Origin of the sequence: Pseudomonas solani (assembly GCF_026072635.1) — a bacterium.
GTDB lineage: Bacteria > Pseudomonadota > Gammaproteobacteria > Pseudomonadales > Pseudomonadaceae > Metapseudomonas > Metapseudomonas solani.
On the sequence record NZ_AP023081.1, the window covers coordinates 6,067,220 to 6,086,448 of the forward strand.

At 66.0% G+C, this 19,229-nt stretch carries 16 protein-coding genes and 1 pseudogene; 9 read left to right on the plus strand and 8 right to left on the minus strand.

Annotated elements, in window-relative coordinates; genetic code table 11:
* Positions 1-378 precede the first annotated feature (378 nt).
* The 3 genes from PSm6_RS27430 to PSm6_RS27440 all read right to left on the minus strand — a co-directional run bounded on the left by PSm6_RS27430 (position 379) and on the right by PSm6_RS27440 (position 6,397).
* Positions 379-3,537: a CusA/CzcA family heavy metal efflux RND transporter gene (locus tag PSm6_RS27430; RefSeq protein WP_265168837.1), complete on the minus strand. Its 3,159-nt coding sequence runs from the start codon at positions 3,535-3,537 to the stop codon at positions 379-381.
* Between the two features lie 21 nt (positions 3,538-3,558).
* Positions 3,559-5,049 (minus strand): efflux RND transporter periplasmic adaptor subunit, encoded by a 1,491-nt coding sequence (locus tag PSm6_RS27435; RefSeq protein WP_307735147.1) that lies wholly within the window; start codon positions 5,047-5,049, stop codon positions 3,559-3,561.
* A gap of 91 nt (positions 5,050-5,140) precedes the next feature.
* Positions 5,141-6,397 (minus strand): TolC family protein, encoded by a 1,257-nt coding sequence (locus PSm6_RS27440; protein ID WP_371877163.1) that lies wholly within the window; start codon positions 6,395-6,397, stop codon positions 5,141-5,143.
* Between the two features lie 459 nt (positions 6,398-6,856).
* On the opposite strand from PSm6_RS27440, the gene PSm6_RS27445 reads away from it, so the two are divergent.
* Together PSm6_RS27445 and PSm6_RS27450 are read left to right on the plus strand one after the other, a co-directional pair.
* Positions 6,857-7,531 (plus strand): heavy metal response regulator transcription factor, encoded by a 675-nt coding sequence (locus tag PSm6_RS27445; RefSeq protein WP_043245376.1) that lies wholly within the window; start codon positions 6,857-6,859, stop codon positions 7,529-7,531.
* Positions 7,528-8,916: a heavy metal sensor histidine kinase gene (locus tag PSm6_RS27450; RefSeq protein ID WP_043245374.1), complete on the plus strand. Its 1,389-nt coding sequence runs from the start codon at positions 7,528-7,530 to the stop codon at positions 8,914-8,916. Before PSm6_RS27445 ends, PSm6_RS27450 begins: the two co-directional genes overlap by 4 nt.
* Positions 8,917-9,268: 352 nt before the next feature.
* On the opposite strand, the gene PSm6_RS27455 is transcribed toward PSm6_RS27450, so the two are convergent.
* Positions 9,269-10,591, minus strand: coding sequence for an OprD family porin (locus tag PSm6_RS27455; protein ID WP_265168839.1), 1,323 nt, complete (start codon positions 10,589-10,591; stop codon positions 9,269-9,271).
* Between the two features lie 450 nt (positions 10,592-11,041).
* Between PSm6_RS27455 and PSm6_RS27460 the strand changes: the two genes are divergently transcribed.
* The gene (locus PSm6_RS27460; protein ID WP_021220203.1) at positions 11,042-11,272 is read left to right on the plus strand and encodes a hypothetical protein; all 231 of its coding nucleotides are present in this window, start codon (positions 11,042-11,044) and stop codon (positions 11,270-11,272) included.
* Between the two features lie 62 nt (positions 11,273-11,334).
* Here PSm6_RS27460 and PSm6_RS27465 read toward each other — a convergent pair whose 3' ends face one another.
* Together PSm6_RS27465 and PSm6_RS27470 are read right to left on the minus strand one after the other, a co-directional pair.
* The gene (locus PSm6_RS27465) at positions 11,335-11,727 is read right to left on the minus strand and encodes a GFA family protein (RefSeq protein WP_021220202.1); all 393 of its coding nucleotides are present in this window, start codon (positions 11,725-11,727) and stop codon (positions 11,335-11,337) included.
* 34 nt (positions 11,728-11,761) lie between these two features.
* The gene (locus PSm6_RS27470) at positions 11,762-11,965 is read right to left on the minus strand and encodes a hypothetical protein (protein ID WP_021220201.1); all 204 of its coding nucleotides are present in this window, start codon (positions 11,963-11,965) and stop codon (positions 11,762-11,764) included.
* A 150-nt stretch (positions 11,966-12,115) separates the two neighbouring features.
* On the opposite strand from PSm6_RS27470, the gene PSm6_RS27475 reads away from it, so the two are divergent.
* Positions 12,116-12,577, plus strand: a complete 462-nt coding sequence (locus tag PSm6_RS27475; protein ID WP_021220200.1) for a methyltransferase family protein — start codon at positions 12,116-12,118, stop codon at positions 12,575-12,577.
* 21 nt (positions 12,578-12,598) lie between these two features.
* On the opposite strand, the gene PSm6_RS27480 is transcribed toward PSm6_RS27475, so the two are convergent.
* A complete protein-coding gene (locus PSm6_RS27480; protein ID WP_021220199.1) occupies positions 12,599-13,816 on the minus strand; it encodes an MFS transporter in 1,218 nt (405 codons plus the stop codon).
* Positions 13,817-13,965: 149 nt separating this feature from the next.
* Between PSm6_RS27480 and PSm6_RS27485 the strand changes: the two are divergent.
* The 3 genes and pseudogenes from PSm6_RS27485 (at position 13,966) to PSm6_RS27495 (ending at position 16,106) form a co-directional block, all read left to right on the plus strand.
* A pseudogene (locus tag PSm6_RS27485) lies at positions 13,966-14,738 on the plus strand (AraC family transcriptional regulator).
* 76 nt (positions 14,739-14,814) lie between these two features.
* Positions 14,815-15,504, plus strand: a complete 690-nt coding sequence (locus PSm6_RS27490; protein ID WP_021220197.1) for a GNAT family N-acetyltransferase — start codon at positions 14,815-14,817, stop codon at positions 15,502-15,504.
* 155 nt (positions 15,505-15,659) lie between these two features.
* Entirely contained in the window at positions 15,660-16,106 is a 447-nt protein-coding gene (locus tag PSm6_RS27495) for a GNAT family N-acetyltransferase (RefSeq protein ID WP_021220196.1), read from the plus strand.
* 270 nt (positions 16,107-16,376) lie between these two features.
* On the opposite strand, the gene PSm6_RS27500 is transcribed toward PSm6_RS27495, so the two are convergent.
* Positions 16,377-17,195 carry a helix-turn-helix transcriptional regulator gene (locus PSm6_RS27500; protein WP_265168842.1) on the minus strand — a complete coding sequence of 273 codons (819 nt, stop codon included), beginning with the start codon at positions 17,193-17,195 and terminating at the stop codon, positions 16,377-16,379.
* Positions 17,196-17,330: 135 nt separating this feature from the next.
* Here PSm6_RS27500 and PSm6_RS27505 point away from each other — a divergent pair, with 135 nt between their 5' ends.
* Both PSm6_RS27505 and PSm6_RS27510 read left to right on the plus strand, forming a co-directional pair.
* Positions 17,331-17,600 (plus strand): helix-turn-helix domain-containing protein, encoded by a 270-nt coding sequence (locus PSm6_RS27505; protein WP_265168843.1) that lies wholly within the window; start codon positions 17,331-17,333, stop codon positions 17,598-17,600.
* A gap of 301 nt (positions 17,601-17,901) precedes the next feature.
* A complete protein-coding gene (locus PSm6_RS27510; protein ID WP_265168845.1) occupies positions 17,902-18,321 on the plus strand; it encodes a hypothetical protein in 420 nt (139 codons plus the stop codon).
* Positions 18,322-19,229: the final 908 nt, after the last annotated feature.

Below are 19,229 nucleotides of genomic sequence, written 5' to 3' on the forward strand. Positions count from 1 at the left end.
GCAACAGCTGTTCCCATCCGACACCAGCGCATCCCAAGGCGGGGTGGCGGTCGCTTTTTGCATCCACCAGCGGTGCCGAGCCGGACTCCGAATGGTGGACGGGTGGAGCGTCGTCCACCCTACCGGACCGTCATTTCCACCCGGCACAGACGCGCCCCGGGATGTAGGGTGGAGGTCGCTTTTTTTTACCTCCACCAGCGGTGCCGCGCCGAGCCCCGAATGGTGGACGGGTGGAGCGTCGTCCACCCTACCGGACCGTCATTCCCACCCAGCACAGACGCGCCCCGAGCGTAGGGTGGAGGTCGCTTTTCACCTCCACCAGCGATGCCGCGCCGTGCTCCGAATGGTGGACGGGTGAAGCGTCGTCCACCCTACCGGTCATGGCGCGACGCCGGGCTCGGGGTCTTCGTCGCGGCGGTATATCCAGCGGTACAGCGCCGGCAGCACCAGCAGGGTGAGCACGGTGGAAGAGAGAATCCCACCGATCACCACCGTCGCCAGCGGGCGTTGCACTTCGGCGCCGGTGCCGGTGGCCAGGGCCATGGGCACGAAGCCGAGGGAGGCCACCAGCGCCGTCATCAGTACCGGACGCAGGCGCGTCAGGGCGCCTTCGATAACGGCCTCGTGCAGGGGGCGGCCCTCCTCGCGCAGGTTGCGGATGAAGGCGATCATCACCAGGCCGTTGAGCACCGCCACACCGGACAGGGCGATGAAGCCCACCCCCGCCGAGATCGACAACGGAATGTCCCGCAGCCACAGCGCCAGCACGCCGCCGGTGAGGGCGAAGGGAATGCCGGTGAACACCAGCAGCCCGTCGCGGATGTTGTTGAACATCATGAACAGCAGCACGAAGACCAGCAGCAGCGCCACCGGCACCACCACCTGCAGGCGCTTGGCCGCCGATTGCAGTTGCTCGAACTGCCCGCCCCAGGTGGTCCAGTAGCCGGCGGGCACCTTCACCTCACGCTCCAGGCGGCTGGCCGCTTCCTCCACGAAGGAACCGATATCACGCCCGCGCACGTTGGCGCTGACCACCACCAGGCGCTTGCCGTTCTCGCGGCTGACCTGGTTGGGGCCGAGCACCAGGTCGAGGCTGGCCACCTCCGCCAGGCTGATGAAGGCGATGCGCTCCGAGCCGCTGCCCGGCAACGGCGGCACCGGGATGAGCAGGCGCGAGAGGCCGTCGATATCGGTGCGCAGCGGGTCGGCCAGGCGCACCACCATGTCGAAGCGGCGGTCGCCCTCGAACAGCGTGCCCGCCTTCTGCCCGCCCACCGCCACGGCGATGGTGTCCTGCACGTCGCCGGCATTGAGGCCGTAGCGCGCGGCCTTGTCGCGGTCGATGTTGATGGTCAGCACCGGCAGGCCCGAGGTCTGCTCGACCTTGACCTCCGAGGCGCCGGCAACGCCTTCCAGGGCCTGGGCTATCTCGCCGGCGGTGCGGTTGAGCACGGCCATGTCGTCGCCGAAGACCTTCACCGCCACGTCGCTGCGCACGCCGGAGATCAGCTCGTTGAAGCGCAGCTGGATGGGCTGCGACAGCTCGTGGTTGCTGCCCGGCACCGAGGCGGCGACGCGCTGCAGGTCGGCGATGATCGCCTCGCGGGGCTTGCCCGGGTCGGGCCACTGGTCCTTGGGCTTGAGCATCACGTAGGCGTCGGAGATGTTCGGCGGCATCGGGTCGGAGGCGATCTCCGCGGTGCCGGTACGGGCGAACACCCGCTCGATCTCCGGCACCTGGGCGATCAGCGCCATTTCCAGGCGCGCCTGCATGTCCACCGACTGGGTGAGGCTGGTACCGGGTACCCGCAGCGCCTGCAGGGCGAAGTCCCCCTCGCTGAGGCTGGGCACGAACTCGCTGCCCATGCGGCTGGCCAGCACGCCGGACATCAGCACCAGCAGCAAGGCACCGCCGAACACCGGCACGCGGTGGCCCATCACCCAGCCCAGCACCGGCTCGTAGCCACGGCGCGCCAGGCGCATCACGACGTTCTCCTCCTCCTTGACCTTGCCGGTGACGAACAGCGCGATGGCCGCCGGGACGAAGGTCACCGAGAGGATCATCGCCCCCAGCAGCGCCGTGACCACGGTGAAGGCCATGGGGTGGAACATTTTCCCCTCCACCCCGGTGAGGGCGAAGATCGGCAGGTACACCACCATGATGATCAGCTGGCCGAAGATCAGCGCGCGGCGCGCTTCCTTCGAGGCGGCGAACACCTCGTGCAGGCGCTCGGAGCGGGTCAGCATGCGGCCGTGGTGCTGCTGAGCATGGGCCAGGCGGCGGATGGCGTTCTCCACGATCACCACCGCGCCGTCGACGATGATGCCGAAGTCCAGCGCCCCGAGGCTCATGAGGTTGGCGCTGACCTTGTTGCCGAACATGCCGGTGAAGGTGAACAGCATCGACAGCGGGATCACCATCGCGGTGATCAGCGCCGCACGGATGTTGCCGAGGAACAGGAAGAGCACCGCCACCACCAGGATGGCGCCCTCGATGAGGTTCTTCTTCACCGTGGCGATGGCCTTGTCCACCAGCTGGGTGCGGTCGTAGACCGGCACCGCGACCACGCCCTCGGGCAGCGAGCGGTTGATCGCGTCGAGGCGCGCCGCCACCGCCTGGGAAACGGCGCGGCTGTTCTCGCCGATGAGCATGAACACCGTGCCCAGCACCACCTCGCGGCCGTTCTCGGTGGCCGCCCCGGTGCGCAGCTCGCGGCCGATCTGCACCTCGGCCACCTGGCTGACGCGGATCGGCGTGCCCGCCACATTGGCGATGACGATGTTGGCGATGTCGGCCAGGTCCTTCACCTGCCCCGGCGCGCGCACCAGCAGCTGCTCGCCGTTGCGCTCGATGAAACCGGCGCCGACGTTGGCATTGTTGCGCTCCAGGGCCGTGAGCAGGTCCACCAGGGTCAGGCCGTAGGCGGCCAGGCGCTTGGGATCGGGGGCGACCTGGAACTCCTTGGCGTAGCCGCCGATGGTGTTGATCTCCGCCACGCCGGGCACGTTGCGCAGCTGCGGCTTGATGATCCAGTCCTGGATCACCCGCAGGTCGGTGGGCGTGTAGGCCGTGCCGTCCTCCTTCAGGGCGCCGTCCTCGGCTTCCACCGTCCACAGGAAGATCTCGCCGAGGCCGGTGGAAATCGGCCCCATCACCGCCTCGGCGCCTTCGGGCAACTGCTCCCGGGCCACCTGCAGGCGCTCGTTGATCAACTGCCGGGCGAAGTACAGGTCGGTGCCGTCCTCGAAGATCACCGTGACCTGGGAGAAGCCCGAGCGCGACAGCGAGCGGGTCTGCTTCAGGTGCGGCAGGCCGGCCATGGCCGTCTCGATGGGAAAGGTGATGCGCTGCTCGGTTTCCAGCGGCGAGAAGCCGGCGGCGGCGGTGTTGATCTGCACCTGCACGTTGGTGATATCGGGTACGGCGTCGATGGGTAGCTTCTGGTAGCTGGCGACGCCAAGCCCGGCCATGGCCAACACCAGCAGCAACACGATGATGCGCTGCTCGATGGCGAACTGGATGATGCGTTCGAACATGTCGTGGTCTCGTGGTGGCGGTCAGTGGGCGTGGTCGGCCGAGCCCTTGCCCAGCTCCGACTTGAGGATGAAGCTGCCCTCGGCGGCCACGGCGGTGCCGGCGGCCAGGCCTTCGGTCACCTCGACGAAGCCGTCGCTGCGGGTGCCGAGGCTGACGGGCTGCGCGACGAAGCCTTGCGCTACCTGCACGAACACGCTGGGGCGCTCCTCGATGCTTTGCACCGCCTGCTCCGGCACGGTGACGCCGGCCTGGCTGGAGGCGATCGCCAACTCGATGCTGACGAACAGCCCCGGGCGCCAGGCGCCTTCCGGGTTCTTCAGCACCGCCCGCGCGGTAGCGGTGCGGGTCTGCTCGCCCAGCAGGTTGCCGATATAGGCCACCTGCCCGAGCACCTCGCTGCCCAGCTCCGGCGAGATAACCTTCACCGCGCGCCCCACCCGGGCCTCGCCCAGGTCCTTGGGCGAGAGGCTGAAGGTGGCCCACACCTGGCTGAGGTCGGACAGGGTGAAGGCGTTGCTCGCCTCGCTCACTACCTCGCCGGGCACCAGGTGCTTCTCCACCACCGTGCCGGCGAAGGGCGCGCGCAGCTCGTAGCGGTTGCCCTGGGCCTGTTGCCCGGCGCCGCCCACCGCAGCCAGCTTCTGCCGGGCGTTGGCGACGGCGATCTCGGCTTCCTGCAGGGCCTGCCGCGCCTGGAGGAAGTCCTGCTCGGCGGAGATGCCCTCCTTCCACAGCTGCTGCTCGCGCTGGTGGGTGGTGCGGGCCAGCTCGGCGCGGCGCTCGGCGGCGGCCAGTTCGCTGCGCTGCTCAGACAGCTGCGGGCTGGCGATCACCGCCAGCAGCTGGCCCTTCTCCACCTGCTGTCCGAGGTTCACCGCCACGCTCTCCACCACCCCTGCCGTGCGCGGCACCAGGTGGGCGGTGCGGTCCTCGTCGAAGCGGATCTCCCCCGGCAGCTTCACCCGCGTATCCAGGCTGCGGGCCTGCGCGGTGGCCAGGCGGATGCCGGCAGCGGTCATCTGCTCGGCGCTCAGGGCCAGCAGGCCTTCCTCCTTGGTGTACTCGAAACGCGCGGTGCGGCCCTCACGCTCGACCTCCAGCGTGGCGCTGAAGAAATGCGGCTCGGCGATGCCCGTCGGGCTGACGAAGGCGCCGTCACGGGGAGAGAAGGCCAGTACCTGGGTCTCCCCCGAGGCGCGCCGCACGCTCATCGACACCCGGCTTTGCCCATCGGCGGCGATGCGGCTGCCGGCACGGGACAGGTAGACGGACATGGGCACGCGGCCGTCGGCGCTTTCCGGCGCCACCAGTTCGACATCGAGGTCGTCGGCGCGGAACAGCTCGCCGCCGTTGGGGCCGCGCGCGGCAGGTTTCGCTTCGCCGTGGCCGTCCTCGTCGTCGTGCCCCGCCTCGTCGTGGCCAGCATGCGCCTTGGCGCCCTCCCCGGCCGCACCACCGGGCATGAATGCAACCGCGCCGGCAACCACGCCGATACCCGTTGCGAAGGCGATCGCCAGGGCCAATTTCCTGCTCATAGGTACTCCCGAAACTCAAAAGACAGGGCCCGCGCCGAGGGGCGCGGGTGATGGATGGGCCGGGCCCTCAGGCGCCGGGGCCGCCAAGGGCGGTGACGTCGCCGTAGATGCGCTCCAGGCGCACCCAGGCTTCGGTGGCCGAGGCCAGTGCCTGCACGTAGCCGCTGCGTGCCTGGATCAGCGTGCGCTGGGCGTCCAGCACATCGAGGAAGGCCAACTTGCCCATCTCGAAGCCGCGGCTGGTGCTGTCCACCGCGCTGCTGGCGGCGGGCAGGATGGTGGCGCTGAAGGCTTCCACCTCGGCGCTCGCCGCCTGCCATTGCTCCAGGGCTTCGCGCACCTCGCCACGCAGGCGCCATTCGACGGCGCGACGCTGGTCCCGCGCCTGGTCGGCACGGCGGGCCGCCGCCAGGACGTTGCCCTGGTTGCGGTTGAACAAGGGGATGGGCATGGACAGCCCCACCACGTTCACCCGCTCGCGGTCCTCGGCGCTGTACTGGCTGCCGAGGCTGACGCTGAGGTCGGGGATGCGCTGGGCCTTCTCCAGCTCGAAGGCGGCGTCCTGCTGGTCGATGCCCATCTGCGCCAGGCGCAGCTCGGCACTCTCGGCCAACGCGCCCAGCAGGCGGGCGCCAGGCGGGATGTCCGGCAGCGCGGCGGCGTCGCCGGCCAGGGCCACCGGCGCGGCGACGTCAGCGCCCAGCACCCGCTGCAACTGGGTGGTCGCACGGGCCTGCTCCTGCAGGGCACGGCGCAGCTCCAGGGCGATCTCGGCGCGCTGCACCTGGGCCCGGGTGAGTTCGATGGGCGACACCTTGCCGGCCTTGACCCGGCCCTCGGCGATGACCACGCCGCGCCCCGCCAGCGCCTGGGACTGCTCGGCCAACCCGACCCGCACCTGCGCCTGCAACAGGCCCTGGAAGGCCTGGATGACCTCAGCCCGCAGCGCATTGCGGCTGCGCTCCAGCTCAAGCCCGGCGGCATCGATGCCCCGCTCGGCGAGCGTCGTCCTCGCGCCCCGCTTGCCGCCCAGCTCGATGGGCTGGGTGATCTGCACGGTGGTGGTACGGGTGGCGCTGCGGGTGTCTTCCTGCTCCCAGGAAAGCTCCGGGTTGGGCAGCAGCGCCGCCTGCTGGCGCTCGCCCTCGGCGATGCCCAGGGCCCAGCCCGCCGCCGCGAGCTCGGGGTTGTTGCGCTGCGCCTGCTCCAGCGCATCGGCCAGGGTCAAGGCGGTGGGGGCGGCAAATGCCTGCCCCAGGGAAAGGCCCAGGCCGAGGGTGCACGCCAGGGCGCAGCGCCGGAAACCGGCCGGTAATTGATCGATGACAGACACAGGTCGCTCCACTCCAAAGACCCAGAACAGGCACCGGCCACCCGAGGGGTGGATGAATGCCGGATACGCAATGGAGGGGCAATCTAGTGGGCAGGCCTTATCGTCAAGGTGACTGCAAAATTACAAATATGTAATCAACCGGCATTTAACAAAGTGCCTGTATTAACATGCGCCGGCCGAGTGATTGACCGTTGAACTTCGTCATGACTCGTAACAAATAACCGCGCAACTTTTCGGCCCCCGCGACTGACGATCCAGCGCCACCCAGCCGACAAGTGCGACCGCTTGCCGCACCCGTGCCAGCCGCATCAGGCGGGGCTTGACCCTGCAGCAACTACAGCCTTTAGCCTCCGCGAAACAACAACGAAGCGGCCTCTATCCGCTCGCGATGAATTCATACAAGCCGCGCGCTTGAATCAATTGAACCTCGAACTTCCAGGTAACTTGAACATGCGAATCCTGATTATCGAGGACGAGCCTAAAACTGCCGATTACTTGCACCAGGGCCTCAGTGAAAGTGGCTATGTAACCGACCGTGCCGCCACCGGTATCGATGGCCTTCACCTGGTCCGCCAGCACGCCTATGACCTGGTGATACTGGATGTGAACCTGCCCGAGATCGACGGCTGGGGCGTGCTGGAAAACATCCGCCGCACCAGCAACACCCGGGTGATGATGCTCACCGCCCGGGGCCGCCTGGCGGACAAGGTGCGGGGCCTGGACCTGGGCGCCGACGACTACCTGGTCAAGCCCTTCGAATTCCCCGAACTGCTGGCGCGGGTGCGCTCGCTGCTGCGCCGCACCGAGCAGGTGCCCATCCCCGACGTGCTCAAGGTCTCCGACCTGGAGCTGGACCCGGGCCGCCACCGGGCCTTCCGCGGCGAGCAGCGCATCGACCTGACCACCAAGGAGTTCGCCCTGCTGCACCTGCTGATGCGCCGCTCGGGCGAGGTGCTGTCGCGCACGCAGATCATCTCGCTGGTGTGGGACATGAACTTCGACTGCGACACCAATGTGGTGGAGGTCTCCATCCGCCGCCTGCGGGCGAAGATCGACGACCCCTTCGACAACAAGCTGATCCACACCCTGCGCGGCGTCGGCTACGTGCTGGAGGACCGCCCATGAAGCCCGCCAGCCTGTCGCTGCGCCTGGGGGTTTCGGTGGCGCTCATGGGCGCCGCGCTGGTGGTGCTGCTGGCGGTGGCGGCCTATTTCGCGCTGCTCCACGAACTCTCGTCCCTGGCCCGCGACGGCCTGCGGGACAAGATCGAGCAGATCGAACACCGCCTGGAGGAAGACCGCCTCACCCCCACCGGCCTGCTCGGCAAGCCCCACGGCCTGCTCGACCTGGTGCTCGGCCACGACAACCTGCAACTGGCCATCTACCAGGCCGGCGCCAACGGCCGCCTATTGCTGGACGTGAGCGACCGCGCCCTGGCCAGCGGCCCGCTGCCGGCGGTGACGGAGGTGATCCGCTACCACGAGGCCCGCGACGACTTCGGCCACGCCACCCTCACCGCCGCCACCAAGGTGCGCCTGGATGACGGCACGCCGGTGATCATCCAGCTGACCATGGACCGCACCGCCGACCAGACGCTGCTCAACGCCTACCTGCGCTCGACGCTCTATGCCCTGCCCCTGCTGCTGCTGGTGATCGGCATGGGCGCCTGGTGGATCGTCCAGCGTGGGCTGCGCCCGTTGCGCCAGTTCCGCAAGGTGGCCTCGCTGGTGTCCACCCAGGACCTGACCCACCGCATCCCCGTGGAGCGCCTGCCCCAGGAACTGGCCGACCTGGCCCAGGGCATCAACTTCATGCTCCACCGCCTGGACGGCGGCGTGCAGCAGCTTTCGCAGTTCTCCGACGACCTCGCCCACGAGCTGCGCTCACCCATCACCAATCTGATGGGCAAAGCCCAGGTGACCCTCTCCCGCGAGCGGCCGCCGGAGGCCTACAAGGAGGTGCTGGAGTGCTGCACCGAGGAGTTGGGGCGGGTCACCCGCATCGTCACCGACATGCTGTTTCTGGCCCACGTCAGCCACCCCGCTTCCCTGGTGCCCTTCGAGAACATCACGCTGGAAGACGAGGCGCGGCGCGTGGCCGACCTGTTCAGCATCTCGGCGGAGGAGCGGCGCATCGACATCGCCGTCGCCGGCAGCGGCACCACCCGGGGCGACCGGCTGATGATCCAGCGCGCCCTGTCCAACCTGCTATCCAACGCCATCCGCCACAGCCCGGCCGGCAGCCAGATCTCCATCGTCATCGAACGGCACACGGACAAGGTCTCCATCGCCGTGGGCAACCCCGGCATCGGCATCCCCGCCCAGCACCTGCCGCACCTCTTCGAGCGCTTCTACAGGGTGGACAGCGGCCGCTCCCGCGCCGAGGGCGGCACCGGCCTGGGGCTGGCCATCGTGCGTTCGATCATGAGCCTGCACCAGGGCAGCGTCGAAGCCAGCAGCCTGCCGGGCAGCTTCACCCTGTTCCGCCTGGTGTTTCCCGCACGGGGGTGAGCAGGGAGCGACATCCCCGCCACACCTCCGATTGGCGGGGTCCGTAGGATGGCGTAGAGCGCAGCGAAACCCATCAATCCAAGGCCCCCGTCCGCACCGTGCCCATTGGCAACACCGGCAGCATGGGTTTCGCTTCGCTCTACCCATCCTACGGGGCTACGCACGAATCAACCCCACGCCCGCTCGGGCGGATGCTTCGCGCATAAAAAAGGCGCCCACCAGGGCGCCCAAGGATTCACCTCTTCCAAAGGAGCATCACTGCTTCAAAGGTGAATGAGTGGAAGTATGCGAAAGCGAAAATGACGGGACCGTGGTCGGCGAATTACAAATCCGTCATCTTCGCCAAGGCCCGCTACAGCAAGCTGAGCGGGTATTCGACGATGAGGCGGAACTCGTCCAGGTCCGATTCGAACTGGGTGGCGCGGGTGTTGGCCTGGCGGATGCGGAACGACATGTCCTTCAGCGAGCCGCTCTGCACCACGTACTTCGCCTCGATGTCACGCTCCCAGCGCTTCTGATCGGTGAGCGGATTACCATCCGCGTCGCGGCGCATGTAGGTGGCGTTGGCGTTGCTGTAGTCGGCGTCGGTGCCCTTGCCGTAGCGGGTCATGAACGACAGCCCCGGGACGCCAAAGGCCGCCATGTCCAGGTCATAGCGCACCATCCAGGAGCGCTCCTTCGGCGAGTTGAAGTCCGAATACTGGATGGAGTTGTCGAGGTAGATGGAATCCGACTGGCGCAGGTAGTCGAAGTCGTCGTCGCCGTTGTTGCGCTGGTGGGTCAGGGCCAGGGTATGGGCGCCGAAACGCACGCCGACCTTGCCGCTCCAGATGGTGTTGTTGAACTCGCCGAGCTGCTTGCTGCCTTCGTCCACCGCCTTGTAGAGGTTGAAGCCGCCAATCAGCGACACCTGGTCGTTCAACGGGTAGCTCAGGGAGGTGCCGACGTAGTACTGGTCCCAGACATCCTTCAGGCGAGCGCTGTAGGCGCTGAGGCTGACATGGTCGTTCAGCACATAGTCGCCGCCGAAGTAACCGACCCAGGGCGAATCGACGCCACCGGCATAGAAGGTGGCGAAGTTGTCGCGCATGTTGCTCGACACCGGCTGGCTCATGGCGTGCAGGCGGCCGCCCTGCAGGGTCAGCCCATCAATGCTGTTGTTGGCCAAGGTGATGCCGCGGAAGGATTCGGGCAGCAGCCGCGAGTCGCCGTACTGCACCACCGGCGTGACCGGGAAAACGTCACCCACCTTGATCACGGTGTCGAAGGCGCGGACCTTGGCCGCCCCGCCGACCTTGGTGTATTCGTCCCGCGCATCGCCCGCGCTGTCCACGGGCAGCACGTCGAAGGAGCTGCGCGCGCCGTTGCGGCCGCCGCCGGTGTCCAGCTTCAGGCCGAGCATGGCGAAGGCATCCACGCCAAAGCCGACGGTGCCCTGGGTGAAGCCGGATTCGAATTTGCCGATCACCGCGTGTGCCCAGGTTTCGGAGTAACCCGCACCGCCGGCACCCTCCTCGCCGTTGCGGTTATCGCGGTTGAAGTAGAAGTTGCGATTGAGGACGCTCAGGCTGCTGCCCTCGATAAAACCCTCTTTCTGCTCTTCGGCATGAACGAGCGGGCTGACCCCGAGAATGGCGGACACGACGGCAAGCGACAGCTTGGCTTTTCTGTTCATCTATTGCTCCTGGCGAATGGCAGTTCTTATTGATCTGGGCGGGCCGTTATGGATTGTTCGAATGAATGCGACCGCGCCTTATCGTCACTGCCGGGAGCTAACGCCAGGATGATTGGAAGATTACAATTCTGAAATTTTCCGTAACGGCGACCTGTTGATTCGCGGAGCCTGAGCAGGCTTTCTTGCAGCCGCTGCGCACTCCCGATGTAGGGTGTGCCGCGCGCACCTGCGCTCCATCGGAAGCACCTTGCGGCGGTGCACACGGCACACCCTACGGCACGTGTTCGTCCTGTCGGTTCCGCAACCGGGCCCCGTCCTGCGCTGTCGGCGCGGCAAGATTGCAGCAATGTAATGTCCGGCTCATGCCCCTGTTAGTTTCACCTCCGTAGCATCAGGCCCACTTCGCATCGCAACTCCCCATCCGACATGCGAACTTCAAGAGGCCTGCCCATGAAAAAGATCCACTACGCCCTCATCGCCCTGCTCGCTCTCGGCAGCGCGCCCGCCTTCGCCAAGGGCGACGGCTTCGACCGCTCCTACCAGTTCAACCAGAAGGTGCGCGAAGACCAGCAGCGCCTGTGGGGCAAGAAGAACGCCGAAGTGGCGGACGCCGGCCAGCAACCGGCCAAACGCAGCGAGCCGCCGGCAAGCGCCTCGGAGAAGAAACGCAATGGCAGCTGATGCCAGCGACCATGAAAAAAGCGCCCCACGGGGCGCTTTTTTGTGCCGGAGAACAACGCCGGTCAGTCCTCGGAGCGGCCCGTGCCTTCGCGGTCGTGGGGATAGTGGTGGGCGAGCGGGAATGGCGGCAGCCAGGCTTCGCGGCGGGTGACCCAGCTCTCGTAGGTGGGCAGCAACTGGTCGGGGGCGTCGAGGCAGCCGAGGTTCACCTCGATTTCATCACCCGTGCGCGAGTACACCGACGAGCCGCAGCGCGGGCAGAAGCAGCGCCCGGCGTAGTCATGGGTTTCGCCCTCGATGGCCACGGCGGCTTCGGGGAATATCGCCGAGGCGTGGAACAGCGCGCCGTGGTGCTTGCGGCAATCCAGGCAGTGGCAGAGGCCGACCCGGTAGGGCCGCCCGCTCGCCACCAGCCTTACGCGGCCACACAGGCAGCCGCCGCTGAATCGCTCCATGTGCCGTCCCTCCGCTGCAGGGCCCTGGGTGGTTTCAGAGGCGCAGGCCGGGCCGGCGCCGGGTCAGCTCCTGGATCATCGCGCTGGCGATCACCGCCGTGGGCAACAGGGTTTGCGGGGCGCCCGGCCCCTTGAGGCGGTAGCCACGGATTTCCGTCGAACCGTCCTGCCGCACCGCCAACCACTGCACCACGCTGAACTCTCCCTTGGTGAAAACCGTCGCGCCTGAATGTTCCATCACTCGTCCTGATCACTGAAAAGCAGAACGGTCGAGCCTAGACGCTGAGCCCCGGAGCGCAAGTTAGAGCGGGCGTGGGCCGACCGCAGGCTTGACCCTGGAGTCGCTACAGCCTTCATGCTGCGCGGAAAGCCCACAGGAGAAACGACGATGGATTGGCTGGAGAAACGCGTTCCCCCCTTGATGGTCGCAGGCGCCTTCGCCCTGCTGATGGCGCTGCTGGCGCAACCGGTTCCGCCCATCGGGGTGGCGCAGGCCTGGCGTCTGGTGATGGCGCTGGTGTTGTTGCTGGTGGGGCTGGGCATCTGCCTGGCGGGGGTGGCGAGCTTCCGGCTGGCGCAGACCACGGTCAACCCGCTGGCGCCGGAACAGGCCACGGCCCTGGTGCAGAGCGGCATCTACCGCTACACGCGCAACCCCATGTACCTGGGTTTCGCCCTGGTGCTGCTGGCCTGGGCGGCGTTGCTGGCCGCGCCGCTGAGCCTGCTCGGCGTGGCCGGCTTCGTGCTGTACCTCGACCGCTTGCAGATCGCCCCGGAGGAACGCGCCCTGGCCGAGTTGTTCGGCAGCGAGTACGCGGGCTACTGCCAACGGGTGCGGCGCTGGCTCTGAACCCACGCCGCACGCCCTGCCCTACACCCCCTTGGTGGAGGGCAGCAGCACGGTGAGGATGCCCAGCAGCGGCAGGAAGGAGCAGAGGAAGAACACGTGCTCGATACCGTGGATGTCGGCCAGGTGGCCGAGCAGCGCGCCGCCGATGCCGCCGAAGCCGAACATCAGGCCGAAGAACACGCCGGCGATCATGCCCACGTTGCCCGGCACCAGTTCCTGGGCGAAGACCACGATGGCCGAGAACGCCGAGGCCAGGATGAAGCCGATGACCATGCTCAGCACGCCGGTCCAGAACAGGTCGACGTGGGGCAGCGCCAGGGTGAAGGGCGCCACGCCGAGGATGGAAAACCAGATCACCTTCTTGCGCCCGATGCGGTCGCCGATGGGGCCGCCGAAGAAGGTGCCGGCCGCCACCGCACCGAGGAACAGGAAGAGGTAGAGCTGCGAGCTGGCCACCGAGAGATCGAACTTCTCGATCAGGTAGAAGGTGAAGTAGCTGGTGAGGCTGGCCATGTAGAAGTACTTGGAGAACACCAGCAGCGCCAGGATCACCAGGGCGAAGGTCACCCGCCGCTTGGACAGCCCGTGGGTGGCGACGCCGCCCTGCTTGAGGCGGAACAGGTTGAGGTGGTTGCGGTACCAGCGGCTCAGCCCGTAGAGCACCAGGATGGAGAAGGTCGCGAACAGCCCGAACCAGGCCACGTGGCCCTGGCCGTAGGGAATGATGATGGCGGCGGCCAGCAACGGGCCGAAGGCGCTGCCGGCGTTACCGCCCACCTGGAAGGTGGACTGCGCCAGGCCGAAGCGCCCGCCCGAGGCCAGCCGTGCGATGCGCGAGGCCTCCGGGTGGAAGGTGGACGAGCCGATGCCCACCAGCGCCGAGGCCATGAGGATGGCCGGGAAGGAACCGACCACGGCCAGCAGCAGGATGCCCACCAGGGTGCACAGCGAGCCGACCGGCAGCAGCCAGGGCTTGGGGTGGCGGTCGGTGTAGTAGCCCACCCAGGGTTGCAGCAGCGAGGCGGTGAGCTGGAAGGTCAGGGTGATCAGCCCCACCTGGGTGAAGCTCAGCCCGTAGCTGGCCTTGAGCATGGGGTAGATCGACGGCAGCACCGCCTGGATCAGGTCGTTGATCAGGTGCGCCAGCGCGCAGGCGCCGATCACACGCATGACCAGCGGGCTGGCTTGGCTCGCGACCGAAGGGGCCGCCAGGGGGGAGGCGGTGGAACTGATGGACATGGCACGCTTCCAGGCAAAGGCAACGCCGCTCCACAGCCGCCGGGGCCGTGAAATCACGCTGCTGGTTCTCAGGATTCGGCGCTATCCTAAGGCCCGCCAAACCGCCTGTCTCGCGCAATCCGGTCAACAACCATCGCGAAAAAGACATCATGATCAAGCCCCTCGACACCTTCCTGAGCGAGATCGATGCCGCGCCCTGGCCCCTGCGCAGCAGCGCCACCGACTACCCGGCGGACTGGTTCATCCAGCCCCACTCGCACAACAAGCACCAGCTGATCTACGCCATCCAGGGCGTGATGGTGGTGCACTCGGCGATGAACCAGTGGACGGTGCCCCCAGCCGCGGCATCTGGATGCCCTGCGGGCAGGTGCACGCCATCCGCTGCGTGGGCGCGCTGAAGATGCGCAGCGTGTTCGTGCGCCCGGACATCGCCCCGGACCTGCCCCTCGAATCGAAGGCGGTGAGCATCTCGGCGCTGCTCAGCGAACTGATCCAGGCCTCCATCGGCATCACCGAGTCCTATGCGCCGGACTCCCGCGAAGGGCGGGTGATGAGCCTCATCCTCGATGAGCTGAAGATCCTCCCCACCCTCCCCCTGCACCTGCCGCAACCGGCGGACCGACGCATCCAGGGCATCTGCGCGGCGCTGCAGCAGGACCCCAGCGACGGCTCCACCCTGGCGGACTGGAGCGCCCGGCTGGGCCTGGACGAGAAGACCATCCAGCGCCTGTTCCAGAAAGGCACCGGGATGACCTTCGGCCAATGGCGCCAGCAGGCCCGCCTGCTGCTCGCCCTGGAGCGCATCGCCCTGGGCGAGAAGATCATCGACGTGGCCGGCCAGCTCGGCTACGAAAGCCCCAGCGCCTTCACCACCATGTTCAAGAAGCAGTTCGGCATCACGCCCAGCAACTTCTTCAAGTGAGCCGCCCGCTGCGGGCGACGCTACAATGGCGCCCGCGCCGATTTCCCCGATCGGGCACGCCCGGAGTCAGCTGCACATGTTCACCCTCGTAACCCTGGATAACCCGCCGCCCGAGTCCCTGAAGAGCCAGGTGCTGCAGATGGTGGTGGACTACTTCAGCGACATCAGCCCGGTTCCGCTGACGCCCAGCAACCCGCTCTACCAGCTGTACCAGTACGTGATCGGCTACGAGGTGCACCTGTACCTGCAGGCCATGGACAGCACCCAGGCCAGCGGCGCGCGGCTGGTGCTCGCCCTGGCGGACGAAGACCCCTCCCAGGTGCTGGGTTTCGCCCTGTACCTGCCCAGCCAGGACGACGCCGAGGCCTGCACTCTGGCCTACCTGGCCGTGGCCGCCGGCCACCGCCGCCACGGCATCGCCCGCGCCCTGGTGCAACGCATGCTCGAACACCGCCCCCACGCCGAACTGGCCTGCGCGGCGGGCAAGGTGCCCACCTTCGAGGCCCTGGGCTTCCGCGTGCTGGCCGCGCAGGGGCCGCACGTGCTGCTCAACACCCGCGCCCAGCGCTCCAACGGCATGGTGGCGGTGCAGGACCTGGCCCCGATCTTCCAATCCAAGGAGGTGCGGCAGATCCACGCCTACCTGGTGAAGCAGAACGGCCAGAAGGCCCTGAGCGAGGCCGAGAGCAAGCGCGACCGCCTGCTCGACCAGATGGCCTTCCACGCCCAGGCGCTGGTGAAAGAGCGCTTCCCGACCATCCACTGATCGACCGCTCGACACGGCCAAGACTCCAGGGAGAGGACGTTCCATGGGTGAACGACAATCGGCACGGTTGCGGGTGATCAGCCCGGCCGGCGAGGTGCTGCAACTCGGCATCGGCGACCGCCCCCACACAGGACAACCCGCAAAGGAATGACAGCATGACCCGCACCCTGCGCCTGGCCACCACCGGGGATATCGAGGCGCTCTTCGCCATCCGCACCAGCGTCGTGCAGAACCACCTCTCCCGCGAGCAGATGGCCGAGCTGGGCATCACCCCGGCCGTGCTGGCCGACGCCATCGCCGCCGGGCCCTGCTGCTGGATCGCCGAGGTGGACGGCGTGCCCGCCGGCTTCGCCATGATCGACCTGGATGAGGGTGAACTCTTCGCCCTGTTCATCCGCCCCGAGTTCGAAGGCGTGGGGCTGGGGCGCATGCTCCTGCAGGCAGCGGAAGAGGCGCTGTTCCAGGCCCACGACAGCATCTGGCTGGTGACCGATGGCCACGAGCACATCCGCGCCAACGGCTTCTACCAGCGCCATGGCTGGACCCTGGCCGGGGTCGTGGACGAGCGGGATGTCCGTTATGAGAAGCGCCGGGGGTGGTAGCCGTTATCGGTTGGGGCGAATTCATTGGCCCATGGGCAATGGCGTTACCCTGCAACCACCCACGGCAACCCTGCGGGTTGCTTGGCGACTGAAGTCGCCCCTACATGCCCCTGGCCACCTCGCAGCCTTCGATACTGCTGCATCATCGGGGTGTGCAAGCAGCGCAAATAGACCTCGAAGCGCCCAGCCACTGCCTACTCCGGACGTAGGGTGTGCTGCGCGCACCTGGATTTCACCGGAAGCACCGAGCGGCGCTGCGCACGCGGCCGCTTAGCGCCGCGAATGCCTGCGTCGGCTGAACGTCGGCTCCGTCATCAACTCCCGCACGAACAGCCCGAAGAATTCTGCCTGGCTGTTGATCTCCAGCTTCTCGTACAGGTTGCGCCGGTGCACCTTCACCGTGCCCCGGGTGATGCGCAACTGCGCAGCTATCTGCTCGCTGGAATAGCCCTGCAGCAGCAACTGCGCGACCTTGTGCTCACGCCGCGTCAGCAACTCCTCCCCGAAGGAACTGAACACCGCACGCACATGGCTCGTGGGCAGAACGGCATCCGCCGGCGGCTGACTCCGCGTCTCCCAAGCCATGCGCACCACCTCCTGCACCACCGACAGCGCGTCGCGCAACAGCCGCAGCGCCTCTTCATCGAAAGGCGCCCCACCCTCCCCGCGCATCAACGACAACACCGCCCGGCAACCCGGCGCTGGCGTGGTGAAAAAGCCCAGCTCATCACTCAGCCGCAAGCGGTGGTAATAGGCATCGAAGTAGTGCCCGTTGTGGAAGCTGTCCGGCGCCAACTCACGCATGCCGTAGAGCCCATCGGCGTTTTCGAACAGGCAACCGAGGCAGAACGGATCGAGCAGGTAGGGGCCGGCGCGGTAATCATCGATAAAGATGGCGCGCAGCTCGGCGGGCATGGTGTGGAACAGGGGCAACGGCAGGTGGCTGCCTTCGTAGAGGAACAGCACGACGTAGTCGGTGGGAGCGAAGCTGTGTAGCCAATTGGCCAGGGCACGCAGCTGCGGCTCGCCGGGGGACTGGGTGAGGATGGTGGTGATGTCGTGGGTCCATGTTTTGGGGTGGGGATGCATTGGCCGGCAATCTCCTTGTCTAGGCCTGGAGAGGTAACACGTAAGAGGAAATCTCACTCGACCAAAGATACTCCTTTGAGTATAGATTAATGACCGGACGGAAGGCTTCATCGTTCCTTTTTGCGAGTAGGCGGGATGGAACTGAAGCAAGCGCTGGCGCAAGCCATCAAGGAGCTGAGAAAGAGCAAGGATCTTTCGCAGGAAACGGTGGGAGCGAGCCAGAGCTACATCAGCGATGTGGAGCGCGGCATCAAGAGCCCTTCGGTGATCAAGCTGGCCGAGCTGGCGGAGAACATGGGCGTGCACCCACTGACGATTCTGGCCAAGAGCTACCTGCTGGCAGACCCGGAACTGGGTGTGGATGAGCTGCTTGAGCAGTTGCGTCGGGAGCTTGAGAGCCTGTAGCGATTGCCGAGGCTGATCCGGGGCGGACTGGCCCGGCAGAGGTTGCGGCGTGCATGGCAAAGGCTCCTTATCTGGATAAACCACCTCGCCATTCTTCGCCGTCACTCGAAGAGTGGCCACGGCATTTACGACCCATTTGGTCTGCGGGAGAGAGCTGTCGAATGACGCCTCAAGACCCAACCGCTTAATGAACTACGCATCAACAAGGACCGTTATGCAACGAAACCCCAAATCCGCTACATCCAGCAGTCACCCGCTCAGCCACCGAGCCGCTCACCGCCTGAAAATCCCAGTCGCGGCAGTGCTTCTGATCAACACCCTCCCCGCCCTGTACGCCGCAGAATCCTCCTTCACAGGCAGTTGGTACCTGGACCTGCGCACGCCCGAACAGATTCAGGCCAAGGCTGAATGCGGTGGCGCGGGCTTCGAACTGGTGCAGCAAGGCAACACCGTGACCGGTACCCACTACTTCGCCACGGTCAACTGCGGCCGGATCAACGAAGGTGGGGAAGTCAAAGGAACGGTTACGGGCTCGGAGGCTGTGCTGTATGTCACCAGCGGTAGAAATGGGGAGGTTGTTAGAGGCAGGGCGACGTTGCAGGGTGGGCAACTCAGATGGCAGACGTTGGAGGAGATTAAAGAGGGGGGGCCGGAGGGGGATTCGGGGCTTGTTTTGGGGGAAGGGGTTCTAGAGCGTGCATACCGCCCAGCCACGCCGTGAAGCATGCTTGGCTCGTTACGCGCTCAGCCTAGGCTCAACAAATGATTGCGCATCATATAGTTAACACCAGCCCACTCAACTCCGATTGATAAACAGTGTCATGGTCATTAGTGTCTGCAAAAAATTACCGAGGGCAAGGCATGGAAGCTTCTGTAGCGAAAATCATCAGTCCGATCTTCAAAATATTACTGGGGCCAATTTGGAGATTTTTAGTAGGACATTTCGCTCCTGGAATTCTATGGAGCAACTGTTTCCGGGCCGCGGCAATCAGCGCAAACGTCGATAGCACGCTAGCGCTTGCCTTGGCGAAATCACCTGCTCTAGAACGACTCATGACCAACACCTTTAAGTCTGACCGCGCAGTACCTACGGCGACAGATTTTGCTGTTTCACTGTTATTCGAGCTCCATGATTCCGGCCTGCCACCTAGAAAGATCCCACCATTGTCGAATATCAGGCATTTCGCAGTGGATGCTCGGCGGGCCTGGCTCAATGGTGTAATAAAAAACACAATATTGAGAAGCCGATTTCAATCTGCTCGCGACGAGCACCCCGCGAAGTTTATGAACCTAGGTTCGTCTTGCCTTGATACACAGGGGCTAGCTTGGGATGACATTGAAGCATTGCGATACTTCTATTTTGAGGGCTTCTCAGCCCCAGACGCGACGGAGACTGTATGCGTATGGCTCCCTGACCTTGAAGGAATTGTTCACTACGATCCAGAAAATAGACACGTAGTTGAGGTCGTGCTCAACACATCCACTGGAGCAGACCGTGGATTCTTTCGTGTAGGTTACGATTACTCGCTAAAGCGTACTGGTGATCGCCTCCATGTTTGTTTTCTAAATACGAAGACGAGAATGGAGGCCGGACACTTCGGTAAATACTGCGTTGGCAGAGCAACGAAC